Annotated in this window: 18 protein-coding genes, 1 tRNA gene and 1 pseudogene; 10 read left to right on the forward strand and 10 right to left on the reverse strand. The window is 71.2% G+C overall.

Annotated features, from left to right (window positions below):
• Nucleotides 1-62: 62 nt before the first annotated feature.
• The gene (locus ACLF3M_RS20675) at nucleotides 63-893 is read right to left on the reverse strand and encodes a PaaX family transcriptional regulator C-terminal domain-containing protein (protein WP_430658870.1); all 831 of its coding nucleotides are present in this window, start codon (nucleotides 891-893) and stop codon (nucleotides 63-65) included.
• 77 nt (nucleotides 894-970) lie between these two features.
• On the opposite strand from ACLF3M_RS20675, the gene ACLF3M_RS20680 reads away from it, so the two are divergent.
• The gene (locus ACLF3M_RS20680) at nucleotides 971-1,537 is read left to right on the forward strand and encodes a demethoxyubiquinone hydroxylase family protein (RefSeq protein ID WP_430658871.1); all 567 of its coding nucleotides are present in this window, start codon (nucleotides 971-973) and stop codon (nucleotides 1,535-1,537) included.
• On the opposite strand, the gene ACLF3M_RS20685 is transcribed toward ACLF3M_RS20680, so the two are convergent.
• Nucleotides 1,534-2,058: a hypothetical protein gene (locus tag ACLF3M_RS20685; protein ID WP_430658872.1), complete on the reverse strand. Its 525-nt coding sequence runs from the start codon at nucleotides 2,056-2,058 to the stop codon at nucleotides 1,534-1,536. The genes ACLF3M_RS20680 and ACLF3M_RS20685 overlap by 4 nt on opposite strands.
• Complete coding sequence (locus ACLF3M_RS20690; RefSeq protein ID WP_430658873.1) at nucleotides 2,055-3,227, reverse strand: zinc-dependent alcohol dehydrogenase; 1,173 nt, start codon at nucleotides 3,225-3,227, stop codon at nucleotides 2,055-2,057. The genes ACLF3M_RS20685 and ACLF3M_RS20690 overlap by 4 nt, the downstream gene beginning before the upstream one ends.
• Nucleotides 3,228-3,382: 155 nt before the next feature.
• Here ACLF3M_RS20690 and ACLF3M_RS20695 point away from each other — a divergent pair, with 155 nt between their 5' ends.
• Nucleotides 3,383-4,207: a substrate-binding domain-containing protein gene (locus tag ACLF3M_RS20695; RefSeq protein WP_430658874.1), complete on the forward strand. Its 825-nt coding sequence runs from the start codon at nucleotides 3,383-3,385 to the stop codon at nucleotides 4,205-4,207.
• Here the strand turns inward: ACLF3M_RS20695 and ACLF3M_RS20700 are convergent.
• From ACLF3M_RS20700 to ACLF3M_RS20710, 3 genes are all read right to left on the reverse strand, one after another.
• Nucleotides 4,204-5,022, reverse strand: coding sequence for a class I SAM-dependent methyltransferase (locus tag ACLF3M_RS20700; protein WP_430658875.1), 819 nt, complete (start codon nucleotides 5,020-5,022; stop codon nucleotides 4,204-4,206). The genes ACLF3M_RS20695 and ACLF3M_RS20700 overlap by 4 nt on opposite strands.
• 88 nt (nucleotides 5,023-5,110) lie before the next feature.
• Nucleotides 5,111-6,457 carry a glutamate--cysteine ligase gene (locus tag ACLF3M_RS20705; protein ID WP_430658876.1) on the reverse strand — a complete coding sequence of 449 codons (1,347 nt, stop codon included), beginning with the start codon at nucleotides 6,455-6,457 and terminating at the stop codon, nucleotides 5,111-5,113.
• A gap of 19 nt (nucleotides 6,458-6,476) precedes the next feature.
• The gene (locus ACLF3M_RS20710) at nucleotides 6,477-7,193 is read right to left on the reverse strand and encodes a 16S rRNA (uracil(1498)-N(3))-methyltransferase (RefSeq protein WP_430658877.1); all 717 of its coding nucleotides are present in this window, start codon (nucleotides 7,191-7,193) and stop codon (nucleotides 6,477-6,479) included.
• A 30-nt stretch (nucleotides 7,194-7,223) separates the two neighbouring features.
• Between ACLF3M_RS20710 and ACLF3M_RS20715 the strand changes: the two genes are divergently transcribed.
• The 3 genes from ACLF3M_RS20715 to ACLF3M_RS20725 all read left to right on the forward strand — a co-directional run bounded on the left by ACLF3M_RS20715 (nucleotide 7,224) and on the right by ACLF3M_RS20725 (nucleotide 9,217).
• Nucleotides 7,224-7,619: a (R)-mandelonitrile lyase gene (locus ACLF3M_RS20715; RefSeq protein WP_430658878.1), complete on the forward strand. Its 396-nt coding sequence runs from the start codon at nucleotides 7,224-7,226 to the stop codon at nucleotides 7,617-7,619.
• 66 nt (nucleotides 7,620-7,685) lie between these two features.
• Nucleotides 7,686-8,585 carry a 4-hydroxybenzoate octaprenyltransferase gene (ubiA, locus tag ACLF3M_RS20720; protein ID WP_430658879.1) on the forward strand — a complete coding sequence of 300 codons (900 nt, stop codon included), beginning with the start codon at nucleotides 7,686-7,688 and terminating at the stop codon, nucleotides 8,583-8,585.
• The gene (locus ACLF3M_RS20725) at nucleotides 8,582-9,217 is read left to right on the forward strand and encodes a class I SAM-dependent methyltransferase (RefSeq protein ID WP_430658880.1); all 636 of its coding nucleotides are present in this window, start codon (nucleotides 8,582-8,584) and stop codon (nucleotides 9,215-9,217) included. The genes ubiA and ACLF3M_RS20725 overlap by 4 nt, the downstream gene beginning before the upstream one ends.
• A 1-nt stretch (nucleotide 9,218) precedes the next feature.
• Here the strand turns inward: ACLF3M_RS20725 and ACLF3M_RS20730 are convergent, their stop codons facing one another.
• Nucleotides 9,219-10,448, reverse strand: a complete 1,230-nt coding sequence (locus ACLF3M_RS20730; protein ID WP_430658881.1) for a c-type cytochrome — start codon at nucleotides 10,446-10,448, stop codon at nucleotides 9,219-9,221.
• A 112-nt stretch (nucleotides 10,449-10,560) separates the two neighbouring features.
• On the opposite strand from ACLF3M_RS20730, the gene ACLF3M_RS20735 reads away from it, so the two are divergent.
• Both ACLF3M_RS20735 and ACLF3M_RS20740 read left to right on the forward strand, forming a co-directional pair.
• A complete protein-coding gene (locus tag ACLF3M_RS20735; RefSeq protein ID WP_430658882.1) occupies nucleotides 10,561-11,025 on the forward strand; it encodes a hypothetical protein in 465 nt (154 codons plus the stop codon).
• Between the two features lie 51 nt (nucleotides 11,026-11,076).
• Complete coding sequence (locus tag ACLF3M_RS20740; RefSeq protein WP_430658883.1) at nucleotides 11,077-11,835, forward strand: creatininase family protein; 759 nt, start codon at nucleotides 11,077-11,079, stop codon at nucleotides 11,833-11,835.
• Here ACLF3M_RS20740 and ACLF3M_RS20745 read toward each other — a convergent pair.
• Nucleotides 11,832-13,571, reverse strand: coding sequence for a M10 family metallopeptidase (locus tag ACLF3M_RS20745; RefSeq protein ID WP_430658884.1), 1,740 nt, complete (start codon nucleotides 13,569-13,571; stop codon nucleotides 11,832-11,834). The two genes, ACLF3M_RS20740 and ACLF3M_RS20745, sit on opposite strands and share 4 nt — an antisense overlap.
• A 212-nt stretch (nucleotides 13,572-13,783) precedes the next feature.
• On the opposite strand from ACLF3M_RS20745, the gene ACLF3M_RS20750 reads away from it, so the two are divergent.
• Nucleotides 13,784-13,858: transfer RNA gene (locus ACLF3M_RS20750), tRNA-Gln, on the forward strand.
• Between the two features lie 312 nt (nucleotides 13,859-14,170).
• Here the strand turns inward: ACLF3M_RS20750 and ACLF3M_RS20755 are convergent.
• Together ACLF3M_RS20755 and ACLF3M_RS20760 are read right to left on the reverse strand one after the other, a co-directional pair.
• Nucleotides 14,171-15,541: a recombinase family protein gene (locus tag ACLF3M_RS20755; RefSeq protein WP_430658885.1), complete on the reverse strand. Its 1,371-nt coding sequence runs from the start codon at nucleotides 15,539-15,541 to the stop codon at nucleotides 14,171-14,173.
• Nucleotides 15,542-15,551: 10 nt separating this feature from the next.
• A complete protein-coding gene (locus tag ACLF3M_RS20760) occupies nucleotides 15,552-16,145 on the reverse strand; it encodes a DUF3489 domain-containing protein (RefSeq protein WP_430658886.1) in 594 nt (197 codons plus the stop codon).
• Between the two features lie 666 nt (nucleotides 16,146-16,811).
• On the opposite strand from ACLF3M_RS20760, the pseudogene ACLF3M_RS20765 reads away from it, so the two are divergent.
• Together ACLF3M_RS20765 and dctP are read left to right on the forward strand one after the other, a co-directional pair.
• Nucleotides 16,812-17,014: pseudogene (locus tag ACLF3M_RS20765) on the forward strand (IS256 family transposase); the annotation flags it as partial.
• A 310-nt stretch (nucleotides 17,015-17,324) separates the two neighbouring features.
• Nucleotides 17,325-18,380 (forward strand): TRAP transporter substrate-binding protein DctP, encoded by a 1,056-nt coding sequence (gene dctP / locus ACLF3M_RS20770; RefSeq protein ID WP_430658887.1) that lies wholly within the window; start codon nucleotides 17,325-17,327, stop codon nucleotides 18,378-18,380.
• Nucleotides 18,381-18,420 lie beyond the last annotated feature (40 nt).

Consider the following 18,420-nt stretch of genomic DNA (forward strand, 5'->3'; position numbering starts at 1 on the left):
CCGCCTCGGTAGGCCGCAATATGTCACAAAATTGTACGGATGCAAGTGAAATCCGTAACGCGTTAACCTGCGAAACGGCCATCCGCCTCGGACGGCGGCAGCGGGCCCTCCTCGTTCCGGCCCTCCGCGTCAAGCCAGGCCTCGGCTGCCGGCGTGAGGTGGCGATAGAGCGTCGCCGCCAGCCGATGCGCCGCCGTGCCCGGCCAAGCCTCCGGCAGCAGGGCCGCGGGCAGGCGAGGATCGCGCAGCACCAGGCGGCGCCATTCATGGACGAGCAGCAGGCGCAGCGGCAGCGCCTCCTCCGGCGGAATGGGCAGCAGTTCGACGGGTGCGAAGGCATCGAGGAAGCGGCCATAGCCCTCCGCCAGCGCCTCGAGCGGCCAGGCCCTCGTGGCGAGCAACCGGGCATCCTCGCCGGCGCGGCCCTCGGCGATCAGGACAGGCAGGCGGCGCGGCAGCAGGGCGGGATCGCCGCGCAGGCCGACCATCGCCCCGCCGGGCAGGCTGCCGAAGCCCGCCGCGGCCAGCGCCTCCCGCGCCTCCGCGTCGGGGAACAGCACCAGGCGGAAGCGGCCGTCCCAGTCCTCGGGCCGGCCGGCATAGATGCGGGCAGCGGCCGCGGCAAAGCTGCTCTCGCCGCGCGGGCCGAGGCGGTAGAAGGAGTGCCGCCCGACCCGATTGCGCGCCAGCCAGCCTTCCTCGGTCAGGCGCGACATGGCCGTGCGTACCTGCCCCGGCGTGCAGCCGAACCGGTCGAGGATCGCCTGCAGCGATCCGAGCCAGAGCGAGCCGCCGCGTGGCGCGACCGCATCGCCCCAGACCGTCACGATGAAGGACGCGATGCGCGGCGCGCCGGTGCGCGCGAGCGTCGCGGCGAGGGGGGAGGAAGCCATGGCGCCACCTTCGCCGCGATGCGGATGCGGGGGAAGACGCTTGCGGGTTGCGAGGTACGCATCACATCCGCGCCGCCATGACGCATGCCACGAAGCCGCTCCGCGCCCCGCCGCTCGCCTCGCTGCCGCCGATCCCACCCTGGCTGGCGCGGGAATTGCGAAGCGACCACGCCGGGGAGACCGGCGCAGTGATGATCTATCGCGGCATCGTCGCGGTCACACGCGACGAGGCGCTGCGCGACTTCGCCGCGCGGCACGGCACGACGGAGCAGGGACACCTCGACCTGCTGGAGGAGCTGCTCCCGCCCGCGAAGCGGTCGCTGCTGCTGCCGGTCTGGAAGGTCGCGGGCTTCCTGACCGGGGCGCTGCCCGCGCTGTTCGGCCCGCGCGCGGTGCACGTCACGATCGACGCCGTCGAGACCTTCGTGGACCACCACTACCAGCAGCAGCTCGACCGCCTGGACGCCGAGGGGATCCATCCCGAGATCCGCGCCCTGCTCGCGACCTGCCAGGCGGAGGAAGTGCACCACCGCGACGAGGCGCGCGACCTGCATGGCGGCGTGACCGGCGCGCTGCTGCGGGCCTGGGGCTGGATCGTGGGCGCCGGGAGCAGCGCCGCGGTCATGGCAGCGAAGCGAGTCTAGGCCGCAGCCCACGGCCGCAACGGCTCCGGGATCCGGAAGTCCGCCGGCGGCTCAAAGTCGCCAGCCTGGCCGCGCGTGGTCCAGGTGCCGTGCGGGAAGGCGCTGCGCGCGGCGTAGGCACGGGCCGCGCGGCGATGCCCGGCGCGGTCGCCTTCCTCGGTGCGCAGCGCTTCGGCGCAGAGCAGGTCGAAGATTGCGACGCCGGCGACCGAGGCCAACGCCGTTGCCGTGCCGAAGGCCGATCCGCGCGGCGCCGCTGCCAGCAGCGTGACCGCGTCCAACGCATCGCCGGCAACGCGGCCCATGATCCAGGGCCGCCGGTCGCGCGCGGTCAGGATGCCGATGCCGGTCGCGATCTCCCGCAGGCCATAGGCGCGCACCAGGTTCTCCGCCCCGCGCAGCCCGAGCGAACGGGCCAGCGGCCGCGCGGCCGCCAGTTCGAGCACCCCGAGCCCGATCGAGAACCAGCCGAGACCCCAGGCCATCCGGCCGGCGGAGCCGCGATGCGTGCGACCGGTCATGGCTTCAGCACCACCTTCACGCAGCCATCCTTCTTGTCACGGAAGGTCCTGTACATCTCCGGTCCCCTCTCCAGCGGCACCTTGTGCGTGATGACGAAGGACGGGTCGATCTGCCCTTCCTCGATCCGCCGCAGCAGGTCGCCGGTCCAGCGCTTCACATGCGTCTGGCCCGTGCGGATGGTCAGGCCCTTGTTCATCACCAGGCCCATCGGGAACTTGTCGACCAGGCCACCATAGACGCCGGGCACCGACAGCACGCCGCCGGGCCGCGCGAGGTAGATCATCTCGCGCAGCACATGCGCGCGGTCGGAGGTCAGCATCACCGCCTGCTTCACGCGGTCATAGACGCTGTCGAGCGTGGCGGTCGCATGCGCCTCCATCCCCACGGCGTCGATGCATTTCTCCGGGCCCTTGCGATCTGTCAGCTCGTCGATGCGGTCCATCACGCTCTCTTCGTCGAAGTTGATCGTGATGGCGCCGTTGGCGCGCGCGATGGCGAGCCGCTCCGGCACGCGGTCGATGCAGATCACCTGCTTCGCGCCGAGCAGCACCGCCGACATCACGCACATCAGCCCGACGGGACCGGCGCCCCAGATCGCGACGGTGTCGGTGGGCTGGATGTCGCACTGCACGGCACCCTGCCAGCCCGTCGGCAGGATGTCCGACAGGAACAGCACCTGCTCGTCGGTCAGGGTGGACGGCACCTTGATGTGCGTCTGGTCGGCGAAGGGCACGCGCAGGTATTCCGCCTGCCCCCCGGCATAGCCGCCGGTCAGCTGCGTGTAGCCGAAGAGCCCTGCGCCCACGCGGCCGAAGACCTTCTCCTCCATCGCGGCGTTGCGGTTGGTCCTCTCGCAGAGCGAGAAGTTGCCGCGCCGGCACTGCCAGCATTCGCCGCAGGTGATGGTGAAGGGGATGACGACGCGGTCGCCGACCTTGAGCGAGCCCTTCGCCTCGGCGCCCACCTCCATCACCTCGCCCATGGTCTCGTGGCCCATGATGTCGCCGGACTTCATGGCGGGGATCATGTTGTCGTAGAGGTGCAGGTCAGATCCGCAGATCGCGCAGGAGGTCACGCGGATGATTGCGTCGCGCGGGTGCTCGATGCGCGGGTCGGGGACGCTGTCGCAGCGAATGTCCTCCTTCCCGTGCCAGGCCAGTGCTCGCATGCGACGTCTCCCGGGGGTATCGCAGCGGAACACGACGCAGTGCCGGCGGTTCCGACCGGCAGCGTCCGGCAGATCGCGGCATGGCTTGCAACGCAAGCGGTTTGACCGGCGGCGCAGGCCACGCCATCTGGCGGTTGACGGGACCGGGAAACGCCATGCTCCGCCGCGTGATGCTTGCCCTGCTGGTCGCCCTGCCCATCGCCGCCGGGGCGCAGGAGCGCACGATCACTGTCGCCTCCACCACGAGCACCGAGCAGTCCGGCCTGTTCGGCCATATCCTGCCGATCTTCACGCGGGAGACCGGGATCGCGGTGCGGGTCGTCGCGCTCGGCACCGGCCAGGCGCTGGATGTGGGTAGGCGCGGCGACGCCGACGTGGTCTTCGTCCATGACCGCGCCGCCGAGGAGCGCTTCGTGGCCGAGGGCTTCGGCGGTCCGCGCCGGCACGTCATGTTCAACGACTTCGTGATCGTCGGCCCCGGCACCGATCCCGCGGGGATAGCGGGCCTGCGCGACAGTGCCGAGGCGCTGCGCCGCATCGCCGCCGCGCACGCGCCCTTTGTCAGCCGCGGCGACCGCAGCGGGACGCACGCCGCGGAGCTTCGGCTCTGGCAGGTCGCCGGCGTCGATCCCGCCGGCGGCCGCGGCGCCTGGTACCGCGAGATCGGCCAGGGCATGGGTCCGGCGCTGAACACCGCCGCCGCGCAGGGCGCCTACGTCGTGACCGACCGCGGGACCTGGCTCAGCTTCCGCAACCGCCAGGACCTCAGGATCTTGGTCGAGGGCGATGCGCGGCTGTTCAACCAGTATGGCGTGATGCTGGTGAACCCGCAGCGCCACCCGCATGTGAAGGCCGCGGACGGCCAGCTTTTCGTGGACTGGCTGGTCTCGCCCGCGGGCCAGGAAGCGATCGCGTCCTACCGGATCAATGGCGAGCAGCTCTTCTTCCCCAACGCGCGCCAGCCGGAGCCCGTGAGCTAGCGCCGCGCCTGGAGCACCAGGCCGCCCGCCGGGGAGACGACCTCGCCGTCCACGCTGCCGAGCGCGGCGGCGATGTCGCCGGCAATGGCGTCCGCCAGCCTCTCGCGTGCCGTTTCGCCCAGGCCTGCCGCCAGCGCGGCGAGCGGCGTCGCGGTGAGCTGGATGCGCGCGTAGAGCGCCGCGGAAGGAAAGCGGATGGTCTGCGTGACCCGCCGGACTGAGATGTCGTGGAATCCGGCCGCCATCGCCAGGCCCCGCAACACCGCGGGATCCGACAGCTCGTGCTCCGCCCGCTTCGTCGCGGAGGCGCCGGGGCCGATGCGCCGGTCGAGCGCCTCCGCAAGCGCATGGGCAAGCGGCGTCGTCTCGATCGCGTCGTAGACGCTCAGCGCGAGCCGCCCGCCGTGGCGCAGCACGCGCGCGATCTCGTGCAGCGCCGCCGCGCGATCGGGAAAGAATTGCAGGCCGAGCTGACAAAGGCACAGATCGACGCGCGCCTCCGGAAGCGGGATGGCAACCGCGCTGCCCTCCTGCCACGCGACGCGTACGCCGGGGGGCGCGGGCAGCGAACGCGCGACGGCCAGCATGGGCGCGTTGATGTCCAGGCCGATGACCTCGCCCGACCCCATCCGCGCGGCCGCGAGGCGCGCGACGATCCCGGTGCCGCAGGCAAGGTCGAGCACGCCCTCGCCGGCAGCAGGGGCGGCCCGCTCCACCAGATCGGCAGCCCAGACAGCCGTGATGGCGGGGACGAGGTGGCGCTCATAAAGCGCCGCCGCGTCGCCCTGCAGCTGCCAGGCTTCGTGCTGGGGCATCGCCTTGGTCCTCGTGCGGACGCCCGGCGAGATTAATTCTCAGGGCGCCGTGGCGCGAACACAGGAACGCGATGCCGGCCTGGAGCGGTCAGACCTCGGCCTCCCCGAAGATCCGGCCGGCGTCGCCGCCCCAGGCGGTGTCGTAGCGCTGCAGCCAGCGCTCGGCCTGGGTGATGCCGCTTTGCGCGATCTCCTCGAGCGGGGCGAGGTAGACCTCCTCGCCGAGCGCGCGTGCCTTCAGCCCGTCGCGCGCGATCGCCAGCACCTCGCGCGCGATGTCGCGCAGCGTGCGGCCCGCCAGCGTCGCCTTCAGCGCGCGCTTCGGCACGTCCATCCGCAGCGCGCGGATCGCGGCGACGTCCCAGCCACGGATCAGCGCGGCGGCGGCCTTCTGCGCGGCGTCGTCGTACAGCAGCCCGGTCCAGAACGCGGGCTTGGCCATCAGCATCCCGAAATTGCCGGCATCCGCCCCGCGCATCTCCAGGAAGCGCTTGAGGCGCACATCGGTGAAGACCGTCGTCACATGGTCGGCCCAGTCGCCCATCGTCGGCGTGTGGCCTTCCAGGGCGTTGCCGGCCCGGCCTTCCAAGAAGGCGCGGAAAGGGATGCCGGCGGCGTCGATCCACCTGCCCTCGCGCATGATGAAGTACATCGGCACGTCGAGGACGAATTGCGCGAAGCGCTCGAACCCGAAGCCCTGCTCGAATACGACGGGCGGGATGCCGGTCCGGTCGGGATCAGTGTCGGTCCACACGCGGCCGCGCAGCGACAGGTATCCGCTCGGCCTGCCTTCCAGGAAGGGCGAGTTGGCGAACAGCGCGGTGGCGAGCGGCTGCAGCGCGAGCGACACGCGCAGCTTCTCGACCATGTCGGCCTCGTCGCCGAAGTCCAGGTTCACCTGCACCGTGCAGGTTCGGAGCATCATGTCGAGGCCCATGCCGCCGACCCGTGGCATGTAGTTCCGCATGATGGCGTAGCGGCCCTTCGGCATCCACGGCATCTGGTCCCGTGTCGCCAGCGGATGGAAGCCAAGCGGCGCGAAGCCGAGGCCGAGCGGCCCCGCGACCTCGTGCACCTCACGCAGATGCGCGGCGAGTTCGACCTTGGCGGCGTGCAGGTCGGCCATCGGCGCGCCGGAGAGCTCGAACTGCCCGCCGGGCTCAAGGCTGACCGAGGCCTCGCCCCGCTTCAGCCCGATCGGCTTGCCATTGTCGGGGATCTCCTCCCAACCTTGGGCGGCGATGCCTTCCAGCATCGCCCGGATGCCGCCGGGCTCGTAGGGCGGCGGGGCCAGGTCCGTGCGGCGGAAGCCGAACTTCTCGTGCTCCGTGCCGATCCGCCAGGCATTGCGCGGCTTGGAACCGGCGGCGAACCACAGGGCCAATTGCCGGTGCGACGTGATCGGCGTGAGGTCGGCCTCGCCGGGATTCGACATACGGTTCTCTTCCTGGCGTTCAGGCCCAGTCGCCGGCGATCGCCTGCAGCGCGGCCAGCCCGGCCACGGCGGCGGTCTCCGCCCGCAGGATGCGCGGGCCGAGGGCGGCCGGCACAACAAAGGCACGCCGTCGCAAATCGTCAAGCTCCGCCGCCTCGAACCCCCCCTCCGGCCCGACCAGCAGAGCGAGCGGCGCGGCGCTTCCGCCCAGGGCCAACCGCAGCGGCGGCGCAGCGCTGCGCTCCATCGCGGCGAGGACGGGAACACCGTCCCAGCCATCGAGCACGCGGTGCAGGGGCTCGGCCTCGCGCACGTCCGGCACGGACAGGCGCTCGCATTGCTCGGCGGCGCCGCGGGCGATGGCAGCCAGGCGCTGGGCATTGGCGCGGTCGGCCACCGTCCGCCGGGTCAGCACAGGCTGGACCCGGGTTACGCCGAGCTCGGTCGCCTTCTCCACCAGCCAGTCCATCGCGTCGCGCTTCAGCGCGGCGACCAGCAGGCGGATCTCCGGCTCGGCTGCCGGGGGCCGGACCCGCGCGCCCAGCGCCAGGCGCAGCCGGTCCTTGCGCAGCAACGCGATGCTGGCGTCGTATTCGCCATCCCCGGCGTTGAAGACGCGAACGGGGTCGCCCACGCCGCGCCGCAGCACGCCGAGGTGATGGGCCTGGGCGGGCGGGGCCTCGACCTCGGCGCCTTCGGCCAGCGCCGCGTCCAGGTGCAGGCGGGGGGTGGTCATGCGGCTGCGGCATAGCACGGGAGAAGCGGGATGGAGATCAGGCGCGCGGGGTCGGAGCCCTCCGGCAAGGGGCCGGCCGATTGGTTCACCGGCAGCGTCCGGCTGGATCCGCTCATCACGGCCCCCGATCCCGCGCGGATCGCCGCCGCGCTGGTCACCTTCGAGCCGGGGGCGCGGACCCACTGGCACACCCACCCGCTCGGCCAGACCGTGATCGTGACCAGCGGCCTGGGATGGGCGCAGCGCGAGGGCGGCCCGGTCGAGGAGATCCGCCCCGGCGACGTCGTGTGGTTCCCGCCGGGCGAGAAGCACTGGCACGGCGCGGCGCCCGCCACCGGCATGTCGCACATCGCCATGCAGGAAAGGCTGGACGGCAAGGCCGTGGCGTGGCTGGAGCCGGTCAGCGCCGAACAGTACCGGCGCTGAATTCTCCCTCGCCCCGCTTGAGGGGGAGGGTTGGGGTGGGGGCCTGCGCGGGCCTATAGACGCTTCGTGCAGGGCTATACGGATATCCGGACCGGGGGATGGGTCGCGCTTCTGCCGCCGGGCTGGCGCCCCTTCGCGCTGCTCGCGCGCTTCGACCGTCCGATCGGCGCCTGGCTGCTCGTGCTGCCGGGGTTCTGGGCCTTCGCCGCCACCGCGCCCTCCTGGGCCGAGGGCACCCGGCTGGCCCTGCTCTTCCTGGTCGGCGCCTTTGCCATGCGCGGCGCGGGCTGCGTGGTGAACGACCTCTGGGATCGCGACCTCGACAAGCAGGTCGAGCGCACGCGCGGGCGGCCGCTGGCTTCCGGCGCGGTCACGCCTATGCAGGCGCTGTGGTTCCTGGCGGGGCTCTGCCTGGCGGGCGCCGCGGTGCTGTTCCAGTTGTCCGGGGCGGCGATCGTGGTCGGGCTGCTCTCGTTGGTGCCGATCGCACTCTATCCGCTCGCGAAGCGCGTGACGGACTGGCCGCAGGCGGTGCTGGGCTTCGTGTTCAGCTGGGCGGCGCCGACGGGATGGGCGGCGGCGACAGGCGGCCTCGACCCTGCCGGGATCGCGCTGTGGGCCGCGGGCTTCTGCTGGATCCTCGGCTACGACACGATCTATGCGCACCAGGACCGCGAGGACGACGCGCTGGTCGGCATCCGCTCCACCGCGCGGCGCTTCGAGACGACGACGCGGCCCTTCCTGGTCGCCTGCTACGGCGCGATGCTCCTGCTGCTCGCCGTGTCGGGCTGGCTCGCCGGCCTGCACTGGCTGTTCCTGCCGGCGCTGCTGGCGGCGGCGGGGCTGCTCGCGTACCAGGTCGCGACGCTCGACATCAACGATCCCGCGCGCTGCCTTCGCCTGTTCAAATTGAACCGCGAAGTCGGGCTGCTGGTGGCGCTGGCCTATCTGGTCGGCCGGATGTGACGCCCGAGCAGTTCATCGCGTCGCACACCGCCGTCGCCCGCGCCTCGCTGGTGCCGGAGATCGCGCTGCACCTCGCCACCGAGATCACGCCGATCTGGCACGCGACCGAGGAGTGGCTGGCGCAACGCAACATCGAGCCGCCCTTCTGGGCCTTTGCCTGGCCCGGCGGCCAGGCCACGGCGCGGCTGCTGCTCGACCAGCCCCAGCGCGTGGCCGGCAGGCGCGTGCTGGATTTCGCCGCGGGCTGCGGCATCGCGGCCATCGCCGCGGCGCGTGCGGGCGCGACCGTGGAAGCCGCCGAGATAGATCCGCTCGCCACCGCCGCGCTGCGCCTCAACGCCGCGCTCAACGCGGTGTCGCTGGACGTGGCCGAGGGCGACGTCGTCGGCAGCCCCTGCCGCTGGGACGTCATCCTCGCCGGCGATGTCTGCTACGAGGCTCCGATGACGGCGCATATCCTGCCCTGGCTGCGCGCCATGGCGGCGCAGGCGGAGGTCTGGGTCGCCGATCCCGGCCGCGCCTACCTCCCGGGCAGCGGCCTCGCGCCGATCGCGAAGCACGCGGTGCCCACCAGCCTCGAACTCGAGGACCGGACCCTGCGCGAGGTGACGATCTACCGCCTGCTGCCCTGACCTACCGCGTCGCGGCCTCGAGGAAGTCGAGCAGCGCGTGCAGATCCTCGGGATTGCCGACGCGCTGGACCGGCATCTTGGTGCCCGGCGTCATCTCGTCCGGGCCGCGGGTGAAGAGCTCGGCCACCGTCTCGCGCGTCCAGACAATGTCGCCGCGCGCCAGCCGGTCGGAGTATTCGTATCCCGCGACGCTGCCCATGCGTCGGCCGAAGATCCCGTGCAGATGCGGACCCGCGCGGTTGCCGCCCTCGGCGGTCAGCGCATGGCAGGCCGCGCAGGCCCGCCAGACCCGGGCACCCTGCGGATCGGCGCCGGCCGGCACCTCGTCCGCGGAGTCACCGCCAATCGGCCCGACCGGCCGCCCCGTCGCCACGTCCCAGCGTCGCACGCGCCGGTCCGCCCCGCCCGTCCAGAGGCTGCGCCCGTCTGCGGAAAAGGCGACCGACCAGACCGGCAGCCCCGGCCCGTCCAGCATGTGACGTAGCCTGAGCGTCGCGGCATCCCACAGCGTCACGGCACCGCCGAGCGAGCCCGCCGCCAGCACCGCCCCATCCGCCGGGGCCGCCAGCGCCACCACCGGCCGCGCGCCCGCCCGCACCTCCCGCACCACGCCGTCCGGCGCGACCAGGCGCAGCATCCCGTCCACGTCTCCCGCCGCCAGCGTGCCGTCGGGCAGCGCGGCCAGCGCGTTCAGCGGCAGGCCGAATTCCGCCAGCACGGTCGGCGCCTCGTTCGCCGGCCAGAGCCGGATGGTGCCGTCGAACCCGGCGGTCGTGACCACGCCATCCCGCCGGAAAGCCACGGCGTTGACGTTGCCGCGGTGGCCCTCCAGCACCCGCGCCTCTCCTCCCGCCAGCGGCCAGAGCCTTGCCGTCCCGTCCCAGGACGCGGAGGCCAGCCAGGCGCCGTCGGGCGAGAGCGCGAGGGCCGCCACCGGCTCGGTATGGCCTTCCAGCACGCGGTCAGGCCGCGATCCCGGTGCGGCGGGCCAGAGCGCGATGCGCCCGTCCTCTCCGGCAGAGGCGAAGCCGCCGCCCGGCAGCGCCGCCAGCGCATTCACCGCCCCGGCATGCCAGCGCACCACGGCGCGCGCTCGCCCGGCCTCCTGGTCCCAGACGATCATGGACTGGTCGAACCCCGCCGAGGCGAGCGCGCCGCCCGACAGCGCCAGCGCCCGCACCGGCCCGCCATGCACCGCCTCCTGCGCCGCGGCCGGCAGGGTCAGCGCCATCAGCAGGACCAGCCATCGCGCCGACGCCCTCCGCAATGCGCTTTCCCCTTGCCTTCGGCCCGCGGAAACATTACCGGCAAGCCACGAAACGTCCATCTGAAGGAGGTCCCCAATGAGCGTGTCCCGCGACGATCCCGAGAACACCCGCACCATGCTCCTCATGGCCGGCACCTTCGCCGCCGTGCTGGGCTACGTGATGCCGGCCATCGTGTTCAAGGGGACGGGCAACGCCGTGCACGACCTCTCGATAATCGAGAAGCTGCCGGTGCTGAGCGCGATCGCCTTCCTGGCGCTCACTGCCGCCCTCGCGACCCGCTTCGTGCCGAGCCTGCGCCGCTGGGCGGAGACGGCGACGGTGCTCGCGATCGTGCTGACCGTCGCGCCCGCGCTCTGGGGCTTCGTCAGCGCGCTCGACGCCTGGTCGAGCCTGCGCGCGATGATCCAGCAGATCGCGGGCACGCGGAACATCCGCATCGATCCCGGTCCGGCCTACCTGCCGCTGCTGGCGGGTGCCGGGATGCTCGCCCTGTCGCTGCGCGGCAGCGCCCGGCGCGACCAGGCCGCGAAGGCGGCCTGACTCGCCCCGCCATCGCCGCTAGCCTCCTGCCGGGAGCGAGAGGAGGCGGCGATGGCGGATGAGGTCCTTTGGGCGCGGCTGACGGCGGAGGAGATCCAGGCGCGTGCCGCGCCAGGCACGGTCGTCATCATCCCCGTCGCCTCGGTCGAGCAGCACGGTCCGCACCTGACGACCGGCGTGGACATGTGGCTCGCCGGCGCGATGGCGGAACGCACCGCGCGCAAGCTGCAGGCCGGCGGCACCGCGGCGCTGGCGACGCCCTGCCTCTGGGCAGGACTGGCCGAGCACCACATGGCCTTCGGCGGCACGCTGACGCTCGACCTCGCGACCTTCTCGGCCATGGTCGGCGGCATCGCGCGGTCGGTGTCGCGGCACGGCTTCCGGCGCATCGCGCTGCTCAACGGGCATGGCGGCAATGTCGAGGCGATCGCCGCCTCGGCGATCGAGCTCACGCGCACGCTTGGCGTGCCCGTCGTCGGCGTGACCTACTGGCTGGCGAACGAGGACACCTTCGGCGGCATCCTGGAAACCCAGCCCAACGTGATGCATGCCTGCGAGGCCGAGACCTCCATGATGATGGCGGTACAGCCGGATTGCGTGCGCCGCGAGAACATCGCGCGCGCCGTGCCGAGGCGCTTCAGCCCGCCGGCGCCGCCGGGGTTCCGGCGCTCCCGCCCTTTTCCGGAGATGACCGACACCGGCGTCATCGGCGATCCCGGCGCGGCGAGCGCGGAGAAGGGGGAGCGGCTGCTGGAATCCGGCTCGACAAGGCTGGCCGAGGAGCTCGCCCGGCCGGAACTCTGGGCCTAGAGAACCAGGTCGCCGGCCGAGACCTGCGCGAGCGTCAGCCCCGCCAGCAGCACGCCGTCGCCGTCGCCGAGGTCCATCGCCACGCCGCCTGGAGACGCCGTGGCGCGCGCCAGCACCTGCGCCGCGGTCAGCCCGAAGCCCGTCAGCACCAGGTGGTCCTGGCCGGGGGCGAAATCCTCGATGCGGTCGAAGCCGTCGCCGCGGCGCAGGATGAACTGGTCGGCCCCGGTGCCGCCGACCAGCGTGTCGTTGCCGCGGCAGGCCTCGATCACGTCGGCGCCGGCCGCACCCTCCAGCCGGTCGGCGAAGGGGCTGCCGAACAGGAAATCCGCGCCCGGCCCGCCGATCCCGGCGCGCCCGGCGGTGCCGAGGCGCAGGATCTCGACATTGGCGGGCAGACGGATCGCGGCGGCGGTCGCGGCGACGATGGCGTCCACCCCGCCGCCGCGCGCTTCGATGGCGACGTCGCCCGCATCGTCCACGACGAAGATGTCCGCCCCCGCGCCCCCGGTCATGGTGTCCGCGCCCTCCCCACCATCCAGCACGTCGGCGCCGTCGCGCCCGTCCAGCCAGTCATTGCCCGCGCCACCGCGCAGCAGGTTCGCGGCGGGGTTGCCGAGCAGCGTGTCCGCGCCGGCCCCGCCGGTCGCGTTCTCGATCAGCGAGGCCGCGTTGCCGTCCTGCATCAGCGCGTTGAACACGTTGCCGCGCGGCTTGGTGCCGTCGCGCGTGTCGAGCACCGCGAGCTGCGCGGAGGACAGCACGGACCAGCCACCGGGCGCGAGATCCGCTGCCACGCCGTTCGCGTAGTTCGACAGATCGTAGGTATCCACCCCGCCGCCGTCCCAGATCGTCAGGAAGACGCGGTTCGACGCGGCGCTGCCGTCGCCCGGCACGCCCTGGCCGACGCCGTCCACGAAGGTCTCGCCGGTCAGCGGATTCCAGGCATAGCGCGTGTCGCCGGCGCGATAGCCGTAATCCGCGCCGTAGAGCCGCTGCAGGGCCGCGATGTCGAGCATCATGTAGCCCTGGGCGTAGTCGAAGGTGCCGTTGGTGTAGCCCTGCGTGACCGACGCGTCGACCTTGGACCGGTAGGACATCACCGTGAATTCCAGCGTGTCCCATTCCAGCGGCATCGCCGAGAAGCCGTTGGACGCGTCATGCGGATGCTTCAGGCCGAGCGCATGGCCGATCTCATGCAGGGCGGTGACGAACTGGTAGGTGCCGAGCCGCGGGTTGTCGAAGGCGTATCGGCTGCCGAACCAGACATCGCCGCCTTCCCTGGCATTCGGGTAGTAGGCCCAGGCCGTGGACGGGGCGGAGGACCGCGCGATGCGGATATCTGCGAGATTGTCCTGCGCGGCCTGCACGATGGCCAGGTTCGTCAGTCCGGTGACCGAGGGTCCCGGGCTGCCCGGCCCGGTCGCGACGCCCGCGGCGTCGCCGAGCAGGATCTTGCGCACGGCATCGCGCATCGTCGCGCCGATCTGCACGAAGCCGCGGGACGGCTCGGCCGAGCCGTAGAACGCCTCGTAATCCGTCGCGCTGTCGGGGAAGGAGAAGCTGACGGGGTCGGCCAGCGTCCAGGCATAGCCGCTGAAGAGCCCGTCGACCGCGGCGTTGCCGGTCGGGGTGAGGAACAGGCGCGGCGCACCGGATTGCGGCGAATCTGCGGTCAGCCCGGCCGAGGGGGCCAGGGCGTCGTCCGGATCCTTGGCCCAGCAGAGCCAGCACATGTCGCGTCGGGGTCGCTCGAAGGGCGGCGAGTCGGCCGGTCCTCCTGACCCGGCCTGGCTCCGCCTCCTGCGGGACAGGGGCTGCGCGCCGGCGCGCCCCGCGGGTTCCATTGTGCGGTGCGGGCGTGAAGAGGGCGTGAACGCCGGGCACAGGGCGTTCACGCCGGCCCGGTTGAATGCGGCGCCCGTCCGGGCTAGTTGCACGCCTCCGCTGGGGCGTCGCCAAGCGGTAAGGCAGCGGTTTTTGGTACCGCCATTCCCAGGTTCGAATCCTGGCGCCCCAACCAGCCAGTCCGCGTGTCGCATACGATTTTGGGTTTCGCGGGTCATGCCCGCGAAAGGCCCGGCTTTCCGGCCTGACACGCGGAGGCAATTCGCGACTCGTACCTGAGAGACGCCGGTCCGGCGGGTTCAGCCCGGGAAATGCCGGATCTGTCTCTCCAGGCCCTCCCGGCATGTACGGCTTGGGTTAGATGCCCTCAGGAAGGGACACCGAGGCTGTGCCCCCCGAGTTCTGCCGCGTCGGACGTGTTCGGGGGGACGGACGCTGAAGGGGAAGCGAGATGCTGTCCCCCAACCGCAACGCGCGCCGACCTGGCTCAGATGAACCCGACCACCCGGCGCTGGTCGTGCCAGTCGGTCAGGATGCGGGTGTCCTGCATCAGCCGCGATGCCGTCAGGTTTGCCGGCTGGCACCCCCCGAAGATCGCCCCGACGATATCCGGCGCGAGCCAGGCGAGTCGCACCAGCCGGGTCGCATAGGATTGCGAGATGCCCTGCTCCGCCGCCACCGCAGTCAGGCTGGGCGCTGTGCTCGACACCAACGCCTCACGCAGCGCCCAGGCCTTGGCGATCAGGCGAGCCAGCGACGGGTCCGACCGATCGGCGGCAACGGTCGATCCCACCAGCAGCGCCATCTCCCGACCGGCGCGACGCAGGGCCGCCGGCTCAGTGAGGGTGATGCGCGGGAGATGTCGATCTTTGCCGTGCCCGTTTGCCTTGCCGATATCGTTGCCGGCGACAGCGGACGGGCTCCTGCCCGAGAGCACAGCAAGCAATCCATGCGGCGCGAGATGAATGGTGATCTCCTGCCGATGCACCGTCATATCAGCCTGGAGGGCAAGCAGGATCCCGCGCTGCGCTGCAAGGCCTTGCTGCTGCCAGCGGCGCGCCAGTTTCCCTGCGGCCTCGAGCATCCGCCGCTGTTGCGCCGCCTCTGTTGGTAGCGCTCCGACGAGTCGCATCGCGCTCAGCAATTCCGGCCCATCGGACAGGAGGCGGGTGATGCGGCCAGTGACGACGCGCTCCAGCGCCGCCGCCGGAACCCGCAGCGCATCCGCATGGTCCTCGCGCGTGCCGGTCACCAGGCCGTTCGAGACGTAGTAGCGATACCGACGCCCACCCTTGGTGGCATGCGTCGGAACCATCGGCTGCCCGGCCTGGTCGGTCAGCATCCCGGCCAGCAGGCTCGGATGGCTGGCATGGCCGCCCGGACGGCGATCAGCCCGGCCTTCGGTCAGGCGCTGCTGAACCGCCTCCCATAGTGCCGCATCGACGATCGCCTCGTGCTCGCCGGGATACACGTTGCCGCGGTGGGGTACCTCGCCTCGGTAGACCCGGTTCTGCAGCAGGTGGAATAGGGCGCCACGGGCGAGAGGGCAGCCGCTCTTACCCAAGATGCCCGCCTCTGCGAGGTGCTGCTGGACCAGTCGTACCGTCCCCAGATCGAGATACGCCTGGTAGATGGACCGCACGCGCGCGGCCTCGGCCGGGTGGACCACGAGCTTTCGGTCCCGGGCCTCGTAGCCGAGCGGGACCGACCCGCCCATCCACATGCCCTTGCGCTTGGAAGCAGCGATCTTGTCGCGGATGCGCTCGCCGGTGACCTCTCGCTCGAACTGGGCAAAGGACAGCAGCATGTTGAGCGTCAGCCGGCCCAGGCCAGAGCCTGCTTTGCGCGACCTCGGCATTCGCTCCTCGTCAGCCCGCCGAGGTGACGCGGTAGGCCTTGCGGCCGTCCTGCTGGATGAGCGCCACGTCGAAACCCCGCTTGCGCAGCCCGGTCACCGCGGCTCGGGCGGTGTGCGGCAACCAGCCGGTCAGCATCGTGATCTCCGCGAGCGTCGCACCCGCTTCGGTCGAGACCGCCTGCAGCAACTCGCCCAGCTTGCCGGTCGGGCGCCGGGGCGGAGGGTCCTGCGAGCCATGCTCTGCGGCAGGCTCGCCTTCCGCGGCGGCGTCGCCGCCTGTCGAGGCGGGAACCTCTGCGTTGTCACCGTCGGTCCCCTTCGATTCCGTCGCATTGGCGAGTGCGCCTGCGGCGGCCAGCCCGGCGGCGGTGAGGCGGAGGCCGCGGTGCTGGCCGGCCTCGTCGGTCCGCCAGGCGATGGTCGCGTCGTCGACCTGCAGTTCCTCGACGAGTTCCATCTTGAGCAGGGCACTGAGCAGGCTGCGCTGGGCGCCACCGCGGGCCCGGATCGTCGGCGGCAGGGGGAGGACCATGTGATCCGGCCGCTGCGCGGCGGTGGTGAGGATCAGCAACTGGGCGACAGTGAGGGTCTTGGTGGTGGGCATCGGATGGCTCCTTGCTGGGACGCCGCCCCGTGCGGCGCTCCCACCACCCGAAGCCCGGGACCTGCCGGGTTTGCTCTCGCGGGCTGCCTTTACCCGCGGCGTGTCAGCACCAATGCTTCCTGTCGCAGGGAAGTCGAGCGGAATGTGCGGGCGGCGCTCCTTGGAGCGGCCATGGGGATTGGCCCCTCCTACCTCGATACGCGCACATCGTGTTGAGGCCGTCCCCTGCCGCGCAGGTTCAAATCGGGGACCAGAGGCCACCGAGAGTTGCCGATCCGGTGTCCGGCCTGATTACGTTGACGGGCTGCCTTACTGAGTCGCAACCCGGCGCTCTGCCCCGCACACGGCTACTCCGAAAGTCTGGCTTGGGCGGGAAGCGGACTCTCCTCGGCACAGGAGGGTTGCTGAAGGAGGTGATCGAGATCCGTGACCCACGTCCTCCGCGCCTCAGCGGTGAAGTCCGGCCCCGACATGTTCGAGGCTTCCCGTATGCTGGAGGAAGTGCACCCGGATTCGAACCGTCGCTGCATGTGGTCGGCTGCCGATGTCGTTATGAGGTGGTCCCAGATGATGGTGTAGGGCCTGAATGTCGCTGACCGCGGCGGGGCACGGCGGTGGCTGTGGGTAAAGGTTGGGCTGCTGAACCTCACTCCGGAACTAACTGTGATCAACGATGTTCAGACTGCCCTTTGCGACCTGCTGGCGAAAGGCTTGGATGCGAGCTTCCTGCGGCGAATGATCGGCTTTGCCGCCAAGCACCTGACGGAGCTGGAGGTGGGCGCGCTGACCGCCGCCCACGCCGAGCGCAGCGACCGGCTGGTGCAGAGAATGGCGACCGCGACTGGGCGACGCGAGCCGGAGCGGTGGATCGCTCGCAAAATGAGCAAGTGCACGCCGTCCGCCAAAGCGATGGGGTCATCCAACCAACGAGGTTGACGCCCGTCAGCCGAGCGGTGTGATAATCGAACACGCATCCGCGGTCGAACCGTTACGCGCTCTGCGGTTGCCCTGACGGCCTCACCACCGCCGTCGTCTGCGTGCAGGTGAGAACAGCGGGCCGCTGACTTCGAGACCCTCCCGTCTGCGTATATCGGCACCCAGCTCGCCTCGCGCAGTGTCAAAAGCTGTCACAATGGTTCCAGAACGAGAAGAAGTCGCCAGAACCCGGAGGAGGAAAGCTTGGCTGAGGAAGTGCAAGGACGTCGCACGGTAACCCGGCGCGCGACGTTGACCCTAGCCCCAGCAGCGGCATTGGGCGTCCTGTTCACTCCTTTGATTGCGCGGGCGCAGGCCCGGATCAGTTGGCGTCTGCAGACTAACTGGCCGCCAGGCAACCTCCTCTTCGACGAGATCAAGGGGCTCGCAGACCGGGTGCGGGTGATGTCGGGAGGCCGGCTGACAGTCGAGATGCTGCCCGTCGGTGCCGTCGCAGGCCCCAACCAGACGATCGATGTCGTCCGAGCCGGCGTTCTCGACGGCCACGTCTCGTTCTCCACTATCTTTTCGGGCATCGATGCCGGCTTCGCTCCGCTGGCAGACCTGCCGGGCGCTTTCGACGCTCCCTTCCAGCTCTACGAATACCAGTACGCCAACGGCGGACTGGAACTCATGCGGGAGGCGTATGCGCGTTTCGATATGTTTACCATCGGGACCGGTACGGGGTCCTTTGAAGCCATCCCCTCGCGAGTGCCTCTCCGGCGCCTCTCCGACTTCCAGGGCGTGAAACTCCGCTCTCCGCCGGGGATCAGCTCCCTCATCTGGCAGCGGCTCGGCGCGGTGCCCATCAACCTGCCGCAAAGCGAGGTCTTCAGCGCCCTGGAGCGGGGCGTGATCGACGCGGCGGATGACGGGACGCTCGCCTACAATCTCCAGAACGGCGACTATGCGCAGGCGAAGTTCACGCTGCTCAACAGTCCTCACTCCAACGGCTTCTACGACGTGTCGGTTGGCAGGGCTCGCTGGAACGCCGTGCCCGATGATCTCAAGGAGATCTTGCAGGTTGCTGTGCGGGACACGATGATTCGCAACATCCTGCGTGCAAACCGCGAGGACATCGACGCATTGCCGCAGGTCCGCGCCCGCGGCGTCGAGGTCGCGGAGTTCACACCGGAGGACCGCGCGACCTACCGTCGGCTTGCCCAGGAGGTGTGGACCGAGTGGGCGTCGCGCACGCCCTTCTCGAAGCGGGTGATCGACAACCACATCGCTTATCTGCGGCGCATCGGGAAGCTCTAGCGCCCGATCCGTGCGGGCGGCGTGCAATAGTCGCTCGACA

The sequence above is a fragment of the Falsiroseomonas sp. HW251 genome (assembly GCF_050563545.1).
GTDB lineage: Bacteria > Pseudomonadota > Alphaproteobacteria > Acetobacterales > Acetobacteraceae > Falsiroseomonas.